The sequence below is a fragment of the Streptomyces sp. SID12488 genome, assembly GCF_010548275.1.
Classification (GTDB): domain Bacteria; phylum Actinomycetota; class Actinomycetes; order Streptomycetales; family Streptomycetaceae; genus Streptomyces.
On record NZ_JAAGLT010000055.1, the window covers coordinates 16,455 to 28,575 of the forward strand.

Consider the following 12,121-nt stretch of genomic DNA (forward strand, 5'->3'; position numbering starts at 1 on the left):
GCCATTCCCGATCGATCACGGATTCCGATCGATTTCGATGCGGAATCGTCGTTGGACGTGGCGCACCGGTGCCGGTCATGATGAGCGCATGGCGTATCCGACCGCATCTGCTGCTCTTCTCACGCAGCGCCGAGTCATTGACTTCGGCGTGGCGTGCAGCGCGCGCTGTCGTTGATCCCACGCCGCCTCCCGGCGTTTCCGTACGGCCTCCGCTGATCGGCTTCCCGCTGCTCACGTGCCGGTAGGCCGTCCTCCCGATCCACCGTTCTCTCCATCCCTTCACCCCGTCCCCTCTCTCCGCGCGCCCTTTTGCCTGCCCTGAAACGGGAGTTGTTCCCTCATGTCCTCTTCCTCGCCCTCCTCCGCCCCCACCTCCTGGGACGAACCCGAAGGTCTCGCCGCGCGTGGCACGCTGATCGTGCTACCGGGCCGGGGCGAACACGGTGGTGTGTACGAGCGGTTCGGCCGCCGTCTCGCCTTCGACGCCTACCGTGTACGAGCGTTGGGCGACCCGTCCGCCGATCCGTCCGTGCTCGACGAGGCGGCCAAGCTCCTCGCCGACGAGTCACTACCGGGCCCGAAGGTCCTCGTCGGCTCGGACACGGGTGCCCGGTACGCCCTTCAGGTCGCCGCCGAGCACCCGGCGGGCGTCGACGCGCTGATTCTCGTGGGCCTGCCCACCGGCCACTGGGAGCCGGGGAGCTGGGACGACGAACTGGTGGCGCGGACCGCCTGCCCGACCCACCAGAGGCGTCTCACCGACGACCCCGCCTTCCGGCGCGGTGCGATCGAGGCGACCGTCGAGCTCCCGGAGCCGCACCTCGACCGGATCCAGGTGCCCGTGCTCGCCCTGCACGGCAAGGACGACCCGGTCAGCCCGCTCGACCGGGCACTGAGCGTCTACGAGGGCCACGGACACGTCCGGACGGTGACCTTCACCGGCGGCCGGCACGACGTGCTCAACGACGCGCTGCATCGCACCGCCGCCGCCGCTGTCGTCCTCTTCCTCGAACGGCTGCGCCTCTCCCCCGAGCTGCCCGTGATCGCGGAGGGTCTCGTATGAGCACCTCGCGTGTGACGACGACCGTCTCCGAGTTGCGCGACGCCCTCGCCTCCGAGAACCCGCCCCTCGTCCTCGACGCCCGCTGGGCACTCGGCGACCCGTACGGCCGCGACCACTACGCCGACGCGCACATCCCGGGCGCGGTGTACGTCGACCTGGACACCGAGCTGGCCGCGCCGCCCAGCCCGGAGGGTGGCCGGCATCCGCTGCCCGACCTCGCGGAGCTGCAGGCGGCAGCCCGCAGCTGGGGGCTCGGGCAAAACCAACCGGTCGTCGTGTACGACGACTTGGGCAACACCGCCGCCGCTCGGGCCTGGTGGCTGCTCCGGTACGCCGGAGTGACCGACGTGCGGCTGCTGGACGGGGCGTTGGGGGCCTGGCGGGTGGCGGAGCTGCCGCAGGAGTCCGGGATTCCCGCCGACCCGGAACCCGGCGATGTCGTTCTGAGTGCCGGCGGACTGCCGCTCACCGATGCGGACGGCGCTGCCGAACTCGCCCGCGACGGGCTTCTGTTGGACGCCCGTGCCGGCGAACGGTACCGGGGTGAGGTAGAGCCGGTCGACCCCCGTGCGGGACACATCCCGGGCGCGGTCTCCGCTCCCACCGGGGAGAACCTCGCGGCCGACGGGACCTTCCTGTCGCCCGAACTGCTGCGCAAGCGGTTCGAGGAGCGGGGTGCCGCCGACGCGTCGCGCATCGGCGTGTACTGCGGTTCCGGTGTCACCGCCGCCCACCAGATCGCCGCGCTCGCCCTCGCCGGTTTCGACGCGACCCTCTTCGCCGGTTCCTGGTCCGCCTGGTCCGCCGACCCCACCCGCCCGGCCGCGACCGGACCCACCCCCGCCTGACCCCGAGGCCCACGGCTGCTCCCAGGCCCCCGAGACCCGCGAGAGGAACCCCGCCATGACGACCAAACCGCTCGACGCGGCGCCCCTGGCCCCGCTGCCGCCCCCCGACAGTCCCCCGCACCGGGCACCCCGGGTCACGATCCGCGGTGCCGCCCGCACCACCCGCCGCTTCCAGCTGCCGCGTTCGGTACGCCGGGCCTCCGGACCCGTGGGCCTCGTACTCCTCTGGTTCCTGACCTCGGCCACCGGTGTGCTGCCCGAGTCGGTGCTCGCCTCCCCCGTGGACGTCCTGAAACAGGCCGTCGACCTGACGAAGAACGGTGAACTGCCCAGCGCCATTGCCGCGTCGGGCCGCCGGGCCGCCATCGGCTTCCTCATCGGAGCGACCGTCGCGCTCGTCCTCTCCCTGCTCGCCGGGCTGTTCCGGCTCGGCGAGGACGTCATCGACTCCTCGATGGGCATGTTCCGGGCGATTCCCTGGGTGGGTCTGATCCCGCTGTTCATCGTCTGGTTCGGCATCGAGGAGACCCCGAAGATCGCGCTGGTCGCCCTCGGTGTCACCTATCCCCTGTACTTCAACATCTACGGCGGGATCAGGTCCACCGACGCCCAACTCGTCGAAGCCGCACGGATGATGGGGCTCGGCCGGCTCGGGCTGATCAAGTACGTCATCCTGCCGAGCGCACTGCCCGGAGCACTCGTGGGGCTCCGGTACGCGCTCTCCACCGCCTGGCTCGCCCTTGTCTTCGCCGAGCAGATCAACGCGGACGCGGGGCTCGGCTATCTGATGAGCAACGCCCAGCAGTACTTCCGTACCGACATCATCGTGCTCTGCCTCGCCGTGTACGCACTGCTCGGCCTCGCCTGCGACTTCGCCGTACGGGTCCTGTCGCGCCGCCTGCTGACCTGGCGGGCCAACTTCGAAGGCGAGGCGTGATCGCCGTGGCCAACAGCGTGGAAATACGGGGGCTTTCGCGGTCCTTCGACGGCAACACCGTCCTGCACAAGCTCGATCTCGACATCCGGGAGGGCGAGTTCGTGGCCCTGCTCGGGCACAGCGGCTGCGGCAAGTCGACCCTGCTGCGCATTCTCGCCGGGCTCGACGACGAGATCGGCGGCGAGGTGACCGTGCCCGCACGGCGCAGCGCGGCCTTCCAGTCGCCGCGGCTGCTGCCCTGGCTGAAGGTGTGGCGCAATGTCGTCCTCGGGCTGCCCGGACGGCCGAACCGAACCCTCGCCGCGAAGGCACTGGACGAGGTCGGTATCGCGGACCGCGCAACCGTCTGGCCCAAAACGCTGTCCGGCGGCCAGGCCCAGCGCGTCTCGCTGGCCCGCGCCCTGGTCCCCGAGCCCGAACTCCTTTTGCTGGACGAGCCGTTCGGCGCACTGGACGCGCTGACCCGGGGCAGGGTGCAGCAGCTGGTCGCCGAGCTGTGGCAGCGACACGGCTGCGCGATCCTCCTGGTCACCCATGACGTGGAGGAGGCGCTGCTGCTCGCCGACCGCGTCCTGGTGATGGACGAGGGCCGTATCGCCCACGACCTCACCGTCGGCCTGCCCCGCCCGCGCGATCTCACCTCACCCGAGTTCGTCACCCTCCGCGCCCGCCTCCTCGGCTGGCTCGGCGTCACCGCACACACCCTCGAAGGGACCCCCTCGTGATACGCAGACTCGCCACCGCCGCGCTGAGCGTCACCGCCCTGCTCGCGCTGACCGCCTGCGGCGCGGACTCCTCGGCGGACGCCGCCGGAAGCGGCTCCAAGGTTACCCTCACCATCGGCGACCAGGCCAAGACCCTCCAGACCATCGTCGCCGCCTCCGGGGCCCTCAAGGGCGCCAAGTACAACGTGAAGTGGGCCGAGTTCGAGGGCGCGGCCCCGCTCTACCAGGCTGTGCAGGCGGGCGCCGCCGACACCGGCTTCTCCGCCGACCTGCCGGCGCTCCAGGCCCTCAGCGGCGGCGTGAAGATCAAGAACGTCGCCGCCCTGAAGAACGACGGCACGCATGTCGGTCTCGTGGTCCGCAAGGACTCCGGCATCGACAGCGTCAAGGACCTCAAGGGCCAGAAGGTCGTGGTGTCCTCCGCCAAGGGCAGCATCTCGGAGTACCTGCTGGCCAACGTCCTCAAGCAGAACGGCCTGGACTACAAGGACGTCAAGGTGCAGTACCTGCTGCCCACCGACGCGCAGGCCGCATTCTCCTCCGGCAGGATCAAGGTCTGGGCGATCTTCGGCGTCTACCAGGCCGTCGCCCTGGAGCAGGGCGGCAAGCTGCTGGTCGACGGCGCGGACGGCCGGGTCAGTGGCTACGGCTTCGTCAACGCCTCCGACAAGGCCCTCGCCGACTCCTCGAAGAAGGCCGCGCTGTCCGACTTCCTGAAGCGCCTCGGTACGGCCCTGAAGTGGACCAGCACGCACAAGGACGCCTACGCGAAGGCCATCCAGGAGCGCAACGGCGCCGACGCCTCGGTGGCGAAGACGCTGGCGTCGGCGGCGTACGGCCAGGTCCTGCCGATCACCGACGACGTGAACAGGACCGTCCAGGACGTGGCCGACCTCATGAACAGCATCGGTGTCCTGGACCCGAGTGTCGACGTGGCGAAGTCGGCGGACACGTCCCTTCTCAAGTAACCATCACGACAAGGAAGTTCCCCATGCCTGTCGAGTTCATCAGCGCCGTCCACACCGACACCGGATCCAACGGCCCCGCCTCCAGCAGCCGCACCGGCGGCTTCGACCCCGACTTCGTCCGCAAGTACGCCCGTACCCTGGACGACGGCGGCTTCGACCACACCCTGGTCGCCTACCACTCGGCGTCCCCGGACGCCCTCCAGCTCGCCCAGTTCGTCGCCACCCACACCGAGCGGATCCGCCCGATCCTGGCCCACCGACCGGGCGTGATCTTCCCGACCCACGCGGCCCGCGCGCTCGCCACCCTGGACCAGATCAGCAACGGCCGCCTGTCGCTGCACATCATCTCCGGGGGCAGCGACGAGGAGCAGCGCCGTGAGGGCGACTACCTCAACAAGTCGGAGCGGTACGAGCGATCGGACGAGTACATCCAGATCCTGCGGAAGGTCTGGCAGGCCGACGGGCCCGTCTCGCACGAGGGCAAGTACTTCAGGTTCGAGGGCTACTACTCGGACGTGAAGCCCTACAACGGGCTGGTCCCGATCTCCGTCGGCGGGTCGTCCCAGGACGCCTACCGGGTCGGCGGGCAGCAGGGAGACATCTTCGGGCTGTGGGGCGAGCCGTTGAAGGAGACGGCCGAGCAGATCAACGCCGTCAACGCGGTCGCCCGGGCCGCCGGGCGCCCCGACCCCCGTATCTGGGTGTCGTTCCGCCCGATCATCGCGCCCACCGACGAACTGGCCTGGGAGAAGGCGCACCGCACGCTCGGCGTCCTCAAGGACCAGACGTCGAACACCGAGATGCTGCGCCACTACCGGACCAACGGCCGCCCGGCGAACGTCGGTTCGCAGCGGCTGCTGGACATAGCCGAGCGGGGCGAGGTCCACGACCGGTGCCTGTGGACGGCCCCGGCCGTCGCCACCAACGCGGCCGGCGCCTCGACCGCCCTGGTCGGCTCGCCCGAGACCGTCGCCAAGGCACTCCTCGACTACGTCGACATCGGCTGCGACCTGCTGTCGATCCGCGGCTACGACCCGCTCAACGACGCGATCGACTACGCCCGTTACGTCCTTCCGCTGGTCCGCCAGGAACTCGCCCACCGCGCGGCGACGACCACCCGGGCCGCCTGACCTCACCAACTCCTCGTCCACACCATCCTGTCTGCGAACACCCCTATGGAGACTCCGTGTTCCGCCGCTCACGCGCACTGCGCACGTCCGCCGCCGTCCTGCTGCTCGCCCTCACGGCGGCCTGCGGGAGCCAGGCCCAGGCCGAATCATCGTCCGACCAGTCCGCCAGGAACAGGCCCTGGGAGCAAGGGTGTTGGCGGACCGTCATGGGGTCCAGGCGGTCGGACTGGCCGTGCGACTGCTCGGCAATCCGGGACTGGCCCGGGGCAACCCCCTGGAACGCCACTTCCGTGACATCCAGTGCGCGCCGGTGCACGCACCCCAGGAGGACATCTCCGTGCTCGCAATCGGCACGAAAGCCCTGGAGACACGGCCATCGGCGGACCGGGAGGACCGGTGACCGCCCCGACCACGACAGCGTCCGCCCAGCTCCTGGGCCTCCTGGCCCGTGATCTGCCGCCCGACCGGCTGGCCACCGACCCGGTGACGCTGGCCGCGCACGCCACCGACCGCTCCGGGACCCGGGCGTACGGCGGTCCGCTCGCCGTCGTGCACGCGAGGCGGACCGAAGACGTCACCGTCACCCTCCGGCACGCGCACGCCCTGCGCGTGCCGGTGGTACCGCGCGGCGCTGGCACCGGCCTCTCGGGCGGCGCGACGGCCGGCGAGGGAACCCTCGTCCTCGACCTGTCCGGCATGAACCGCATTCTGGAACTGTCGACGGACGACCAGCTCGCCGTCGTCGAACCAGGCGTCATTACCGCCGAGTTGGACCGGGCGGCGGGCGCGCACGGTCTGCGGTACGCGCCCGATCCGGCGAGTGCGGCCCTGTCGACGATCGGCGGGAACATCGCCACCAACGCGGGCGGGCTGCGCTGCGCCAAGTACGGCGTGACGCGGGACAGCGTGCTCGGTCTGGAGGCGGTGCTCGCGGACGGCACGGTGGTGCGCACCGGCCGCCGTACCGTCAAGGGCGTCACCGGCTACGACCTGACCGCGCTCCTCACCGGCTCGGAGGGCACCCTCGCGGTGATCACGTCGGCGACTCTTCGCCTGCGCCCGCTGCCGGTGGCCACGGCCACCCTCGCCGCGTACTTCCCGTCCTTCGAGGCAGCCGCCGAGGCCTCGTACGCGATCGGCAGGGCCGGGGTCGTGCCGGCGCTGGCGGAGCTGGTCGACGGGCCGGTGCTGCACGCCGTCGACCCGGCACTGCGGGAGCGGGGTGCGGCGCTGCTTCTGGTGCAGTGCGACGGGGCGGGTGCCGGCGTGGAGGCGGCGGCGGTCGCCGAGGTCCTCGCCGGGACGGGGGCGACGTCGGTCGAGAGGACCGAGGACCCGGCCGAGGCCGAGGCCTTGCTCGCCGCCCGCCGGGGCGCCCTGCCCGCGCTGGAACGGCTGGGCCGCCCGCTCATCGAGGACATCGCGGTACCCCGATCCCGGCTCGCGGACGCGGCCCGGGAGATCCGGGACATCTCGCGGCGCCACGACGTCCCGGTGTTCACCATCGCGCACGCGGCGGACGGGAACCTGCACCCGATCATCGTCGTCGACCCGTCCCTGGACGGGCTGCCGGACGCGGCCTGGGAGGCGGCGGGCGAGATCTTCGCCCTGGCACTGCGGCTCGGCGGGACACTGACCGGCGAGCACGGGGTGGGGGTGTTGAAGCGGCAGTGGGTCGCCGATGAACTGGGGCCCGCCGCCCATGCGTTGCAGCGGCGCATCAAGGACGCGTTCGATCCTCGGGGCATCCTCAACCCGGGCAAGTCCCTCTGACCGGGCGGGGTTCAGTACTCGAACGGCCTGGCCAGCAGGTTGCGTACGCCCTCGGAGGTGATCGTCAGACCGTGCGGTGAGGCCGCGTCGATGGTGAGCGCGAGGTCGCCGGCGGGCCACTGGTCGGCGAGTGCGCCCAGGGGGATCAGACGGTAGCGGGAGATGGCCGGCAGCAGCCCGGCCAGCTCCGGCTCCGAGGTGAAAACGGGCACGGCCTCCCTCCCGTCCCGCTCCTCCAGGACGGGCAGCGCCACAGTCGAGGGGTTGCCGGCGTCCACGTCACTGACGTCGTCCGGTACGGGAACCAGCACGTCGCTCATCGCGAGGACGTCCAGCGCGGTCGGGTCCTGACTGTCGTCGGCCAGGGCGTCGAGCGCTCGCCGGGCCGGTGTGATGGTGTGCGGATGTGCGGGTGTCTCCATGGTGGGTCCCCTGATAGCGGCGGTCGTACGGGCCGCCCGGGACGCGGTCGGTCCCGGGCATGGTGCCAGGCGCCTACCCGGCCGGGTCCAGGGCATGCAAGGCTCGGCGCGTCAGCGCAGGTGCAGCCGTCTCAGTCGCGCGAACGAGTCTCACAGCGATCACCACCGATGGTGAAAACGGACCAGTAATGGTGACCGCCGCCCACGCGCGCGCCGACAGCCCGTGCCTAGCGTGGGCGTATGCCGATGCAACCCTGGTTCTCCGATGCCAAGCTGGGCATCTTCATCCACTACGGCATCTACGCCGTGGACGGCTGGGCCGAGTCGTGGTCCTTCTACACGGGCGAGGTCACGCACGAGGAGTACATGAAACAGCTCGACCGTTTCACCGCCTCGCGCTACGACCCGCGGGCCTGGGCGGAGCTGTTCGCCCGCGTCGGCGCCCAGTACGCCGTCCTCACCACCAAGCACCACGACGGCGTGGCCCTGTGGGACACCGACCACCTGAATCTGGACGTGGTCCGGGACACCCCGGCCGGCCGCGACCTGGTCACCGGCTTCGTCGACGCCCTGCGCGAGCGGAACATGAAGGTCGGCCTCTACTACTCGCACTCCGACTGGAACCACCCGGACTACGCGAGCGAGCGCCACCCCGGCCCGCACATCGTCGAGCCCAACGACTACTCCCACGCCCGCCCCGGCGAGGAGGACCCGGAGGCCTGGGCGCGCTATCTCGCCTACCGCGACGGCCAGGTGGCCGAGCTGGTCGAACGTTTCCGCCCCGACGTCCTCTGGTTCGACGGCGAGTGGGAGCGCACCGAGGAGCAGTGGCGGATGCGGGAGCTGTCCGAGCTGATCCTCGCGGGCAACCCGGACACCATCCTCAACGCCCGCATGCTCGGCTACGGCGACTACGCCACCCCCGAGCAGGGTGTTCCGCTGATCGCCCCGGACGGCCCGTGGGAGCTGTGCCTGACGATCAACGACTCGTGGAGCTACCGGGCCACGGACCGCGACTTCAAGTCGGTGCGCCAGCTGGTGCGTTACTTCACGGAGACGATCGGCATGGGCGGCAACCTGCTGCTCGGGGCCGGCCCGATGGAGGACGGCACGATCCCCCCGGAACAGGTCGAGCGACTGGAGGGGCTCGGCTCCTGGGTCACGAAGCACGCCGACGCGGTGTACGGCTCGGTCGCGGGGCTGCCCGCCGGGCACCACTACGGCCCGAGCACGCTCTCCGCCGACCGGCGCACCCTGTACCTGATCTGCTTCGACGCACCCCGCGGGGCCGTCTCGATCCGGGGCCTGCGCAACACGGTCCGGCGCGTCTCCGTCGTCGGCACGGGAACCGAGCTGGGGCACCACGTCACCGGGGGCCTGGACAAGGTGCCGGGCGTAACCTGGATCGACGCTCCGGGGGCGGCCGACCTCGACGAGTACGCGACAGTCCTCGCCGTGGAGCTCGACGGGGAGCTGGACCTCTACCGGGGCACGGGCCGCGACTGACACCCAGGGACACGTCCCGCCGGAATGTCCGGCGGGACACTCACCGCGACGCCCTGGTCCGGGTCACTCGGAACCGGCGAAACCCGTGGTGTCGAACCAGGTGGGTGCCTCGGCGTCGGTCATCGCCTGCTTGATCCGGAACAGTGCGAACTCGTTCAGTTCCGGCAGCGCGTCCACCGCGAACCAGCCGACGTCCAGCGACTCGTCGTCATTGACCCGCGCCTCTCCACCGACGGCCCGGCAGCGGAAGGTGATGTCCATGTACTGGCAGACGTCCCCGTTCTCGTACGTCACGGGGTCCAGCGCCTGGACGAGCACGACCCGTTCGGGCACGCACCGGACCGCCGTCTCCTCGTAGACCTCCCGCACCGCGCAGGCCGCCGGCTGCTCGCCAGGGTCCGGGATGCCGCCGACCACCGACCACTTGCGGGTGTCGGTGCGCCGGCCCAGGAGCACTCTGTCCTCGTCGTCGAAGACGAGGGCGGTGACACCGGGAAGCCAGAGCAACTGGCGGCCGGCGGAGGCACGGAGAGCGCTGATGAAGTCAGGAGTAGCCATGTCCCGACCCTAGCCGGGCGGCCCTGTCACTCCTGTTGATCACAGGGGCGTGCAACCGGCGTACCGCTACACGCCACCGGCGCGCCGCCCGCGCACCCCGGCGCCGATCGCCCAGCCGAGACCGCCGGCGGCGACCAGGACGAGGAGCATCTCGGGCAGGATGCCGAGCTTGGTGGCGGGCGTCTCGGAGGAGCGCAGGGGCACCTTCTGGACGAGGGAGTCGGCGACGAACATGCCGGTCTTCTGGGTGATCTTCCCGTCGGGCATGATGATCGCGCTGACACCGCTGGTCACCGGGACCGTGACGGTCCGGCTGTGCTCGACGGCTCGGATGCGGGACATCGCGAGCTGCTGGTAGGTCATCTCGCTGCGGTCGAACGTGGCGTTGTTGCTCGGCACCGAGATCATCTGCGCGCCATGGGTGACGGTGTCGCGCACCGCCCAGTCGAACGCGGCCTCGTAGCAGGTGGCGAGACCGACCTTGGCGCCGTCCATGGTGAACACACCCGGCTTGGTGCCCCGGCTGAAGTCCTGGTGGACCATGGTGGTCCAGTTCTTGTTGATGTGTTCGAGTATCGAGCGCAGCGGGAGGTACTCGCCGAAGGGCTGGACCTGCCTCTTGTCGTACGTGTCGGTCGGGCCCTTCACCGGGTCCCACAGGATCTGCTCGTTGTAGAGCTTGCCGTCCCGTTCGACGACACCGCCCACCGAGATGGGCGCGCCGATCGCCTTGGCTGCGTTCTCGATGACCGCGGCGGCGTCGGGGTTGGCGAAGGGGTCGATGTCGGAGGAGTTCTCCGGCCACAGCACGAAGTCGGGCTGGGCCATCTTGCCCGCCTTGACCTCGGCGGCCAGCCGCAGGGTCTCACGCGCGTGGTGGTCGAGCACGGCACGCCGCTGGGCGTTGAAGTCGAGGCCCGCGCGGGGCACGTTGCCCTGGATGACGGCGACGGTCGCGGTGCCGTCCTCGGCCTTGTCGCTCACCAGCGTCCGCGCGGCCAGGGCGCCCATCACGGGGACGACCACGCTCAGCGCGGCGACGACCGCGGCGGCACGCGGCACGGCACCGGTACGGCGCCACTCGATCACTTGGCGCACCACCTCGTAGAGCCCGACTCCGCACAGGACGACCGCGAAGCCGAGCACCGGGGTGCCACCCAGCGCGGCGAGCGGCAGGAAGACGCCGTCCGCCTGGCCGAAGGCGATCTTGCCCCAGGGGAAGCCGCGGAACGGCACACGCGCGCGTGCCGCCTCGCCCGCGATCCACACGGCCGCCGCCCACAACGGCCACCCGGGCAGCTTCGACACGGCGGCGATGCCCGCGCCGACCAGCGCGACGAAGACCGCCTCGATGACGACGAGCGCCAGCCAGGGCCCGGGGCCGACCTCCACACCGGTCCACACCAGCAGCGGCAGCAGGAACCCGAGCCCGAACAGATAGCCGAGACCGAGTCCCGCCTTCCAGGACCGGCCGCGCAGCACCCAGCCGAAGATCCCGAAGGCCGGCAGGGCGAGCCACCACAGGGTGCGGGGCGGGAAGCTGACGTACAGCAGCACTCCGGCGAGCGCGGCGGTGGCGGCCGGCCAGAGGCGCAGCAGCCGCGCGCCGCGTGAAGCGGGCGCGAGGTGCGGTTCGAGCTGGTCGGGCTCGTCTATGGAAGGAGCGGTGGCGGTCACTCCGGGAGTGTACGGCGCCCGCCCGGGGTGCCGACAGCACGGTCCGGCCCGCACGGGTGGGCCCGCCACCGCCCGTCTGCTGCATCGTTTCTGCGCAACTCGTCCACAAATGCCGCACCAGCCGTTACGGTGTGCCGGAGCCTCTGACGTGCGCGCCGGTGACGGCCTCGTGCGGTCGGGGCCCGTCACAGGTCGGGGGGCGACGGGGTGGAGTCCACGGGGATGATGTCTGCGGCCGGTGCGCCGCCGGACGGTGACAGACGAGACGCTTCCGACGCGGCGGGCGTCGTCGTGCTGGGCGCCTGTGCCACCTGGTCGCTGATCACGGCGGCCACCCACGACGGTCGTCCCGAGGGTGTGCTGCTGGCGGTGCTCGCGGTGGCCGCCGGTTACGCGGCGGGGCGGATCTGCGGGGCGCTGCTTCCGGTCGCCGCCCCGTGTACGGCGGCGCTGGCCGGTCTGGGCCTCGCGGTGGCCGCGCCGCACACGCTGCCGGGCGCGCAGACCGCCGCCC

Annotated in this window: 12 protein-coding genes and 1 pseudogene; 10 read left to right on the forward strand and 3 right to left on the reverse strand. The window is 71.3% G+C overall.

Features of this window, described 5'->3' with window-relative positions:
• The first annotated feature begins 340 nt into the window (after positions 1-340).
• The 8 genes from G3I56_RS41565 to G3I56_RS41600 all read left to right on the forward strand — a co-directional run bounded on the left by G3I56_RS41565 (position 341) and on the right by G3I56_RS41600 (position 7,444).
• Entirely contained in the window at positions 341-1,063 is a 723-nt protein-coding gene (locus G3I56_RS41565; protein WP_164418551.1) for an alpha/beta hydrolase, read from the forward strand.
• The gene (locus G3I56_RS41570; protein ID WP_164418553.1) at positions 1,060-1,911 is read left to right on the forward strand and encodes a sulfurtransferase; all 852 of its coding nucleotides are present in this window, start codon (positions 1,060-1,062) and stop codon (positions 1,909-1,911) included. Before G3I56_RS41565 ends, G3I56_RS41570 begins: the two co-directional genes overlap by 4 nt.
• A gap of 55 nt (positions 1,912-1,966) precedes the next feature.
• Positions 1,967-2,848, forward strand: coding sequence for an ABC transporter permease (locus G3I56_RS41575; protein WP_164418555.1), 882 nt, complete (start codon positions 1,967-1,969; stop codon positions 2,846-2,848).
• Between the two features lie 5 nt (positions 2,849-2,853).
• Positions 2,854-3,573, forward strand: coding sequence for an ABC transporter ATP-binding protein (locus G3I56_RS41580; protein ID WP_164418557.1), 720 nt, complete (start codon positions 2,854-2,856; stop codon positions 3,571-3,573).
• Positions 3,570-4,541 (forward strand): ABC transporter substrate-binding protein, encoded by a 972-nt coding sequence (locus G3I56_RS41585; RefSeq protein WP_164418559.1) that lies wholly within the window; start codon positions 3,570-3,572, stop codon positions 4,539-4,541. The genes G3I56_RS41580 and G3I56_RS41585 overlap by 4 nt, the downstream gene beginning before the upstream one ends.
• Before the next feature lie 23 nt (positions 4,542-4,564).
• The gene (locus G3I56_RS41590) at positions 4,565-5,671 is read left to right on the forward strand and encodes an LLM class flavin-dependent oxidoreductase (RefSeq protein WP_164418561.1); all 1,107 of its coding nucleotides are present in this window, start codon (positions 4,565-4,567) and stop codon (positions 5,669-5,671) included.
• Between the two features lie 178 nt (positions 5,672-5,849).
• Entirely contained in the window at positions 5,850-6,071 is a 222-nt protein-coding gene (locus tag G3I56_RS41595) for an acyl-CoA dehydrogenase family protein (protein WP_275406974.1), read from the forward strand.
• Positions 6,068-7,444, forward strand: coding sequence for an FAD-linked oxidase C-terminal domain-containing protein (locus tag G3I56_RS41600; protein WP_164418564.1), 1,377 nt, complete (start codon positions 6,068-6,070; stop codon positions 7,442-7,444). The genes G3I56_RS41595 and G3I56_RS41600 overlap by 4 nt, the downstream gene beginning before the upstream one ends.
• A gap of 11 nt (positions 7,445-7,455) precedes the next feature.
• Here G3I56_RS41600 and G3I56_RS41605 read toward each other — a convergent pair whose 3' ends face one another.
• Complete coding sequence (locus G3I56_RS41605) at positions 7,456-7,866, reverse strand: SseB family protein (RefSeq protein WP_164418566.1); 411 nt, start codon at positions 7,864-7,866, stop codon at positions 7,456-7,458.
• Between the two features lie 240 nt (positions 7,867-8,106).
• Between G3I56_RS41605 and G3I56_RS41610 the strand changes: the two genes are divergently transcribed.
• A complete protein-coding gene (locus tag G3I56_RS41610) occupies positions 8,107-9,372 on the forward strand; it encodes an alpha-L-fucosidase (RefSeq protein WP_164418568.1) in 1,266 nt (421 codons plus the stop codon).
• 63 nt (positions 9,373-9,435) lie between these two features.
• Here G3I56_RS41610 and G3I56_RS41615 read toward each other — a convergent pair whose 3' ends face one another.
• Both G3I56_RS41615 and lnt read right to left on the reverse strand, forming a co-directional pair.
• Complete coding sequence (locus G3I56_RS41615; RefSeq protein ID WP_164418570.1) at positions 9,436-9,930, reverse strand: NUDIX domain-containing protein; 495 nt, start codon at positions 9,928-9,930, stop codon at positions 9,436-9,438.
• A gap of 66 nt (positions 9,931-9,996) precedes the next feature.
• Complete coding sequence (gene lnt / locus G3I56_RS41620) at positions 9,997-11,607, reverse strand: apolipoprotein N-acyltransferase (protein ID WP_164418572.1); 1,611 nt, start codon at positions 11,605-11,607, stop codon at positions 9,997-9,999.
• A gap of 222 nt (positions 11,608-11,829) precedes the next feature.
• On the opposite strand from lnt, the pseudogene G3I56_RS41625 reads away from it, so the two are divergent.
• Positions 11,830-12,121: pseudogene (locus tag G3I56_RS41625) on the forward strand (O-antigen polymerase); the annotation flags it as partial.

Coding starts and splice junctions, on each gene's coding strand:
- G3I56_RS41565 (WP_164418551.1), top strand. CDS start 341: ATGTCCTCTTCCTCGCCCTCCTCCGCCCCCACCTCCTGGGACGAACCC.
- G3I56_RS41570 (WP_164418553.1), top strand. CDS start 1,060: ATGAGCACCTCGCGTGTGACGACGACCGTCTCCGAGTTGCGCGACGCC.
- G3I56_RS41575 (WP_164418555.1), top strand. CDS start 1,967: ATGACGACCAAACCGCTCGACGCGGCGCCCCTGGCCCCGCTGCCGCCC.
- G3I56_RS41590 (WP_164418561.1), top strand. CDS start 4,565: ATGCCTGTCGAGTTCATCAGCGCCGTCCACACCGACACCGGATCCAAC.
- G3I56_RS41605 (WP_164418566.1), bottom strand. CDS start 7,866: ATGGAGACACCCGCACATCCGCACACCATCACACCGGCCCGGCGAGCG.
- G3I56_RS41610 (WP_164418568.1), top strand. CDS start 8,107: ATGCCGATGCAACCCTGGTTCTCCGATGCCAAGCTGGGCATCTTCATC.
- G3I56_RS41615 (WP_164418570.1), bottom strand. CDS start 9,930: ATGGCTACTCCTGACTTCATCAGCGCTCTCCGTGCCTCCGCCGGCCGC.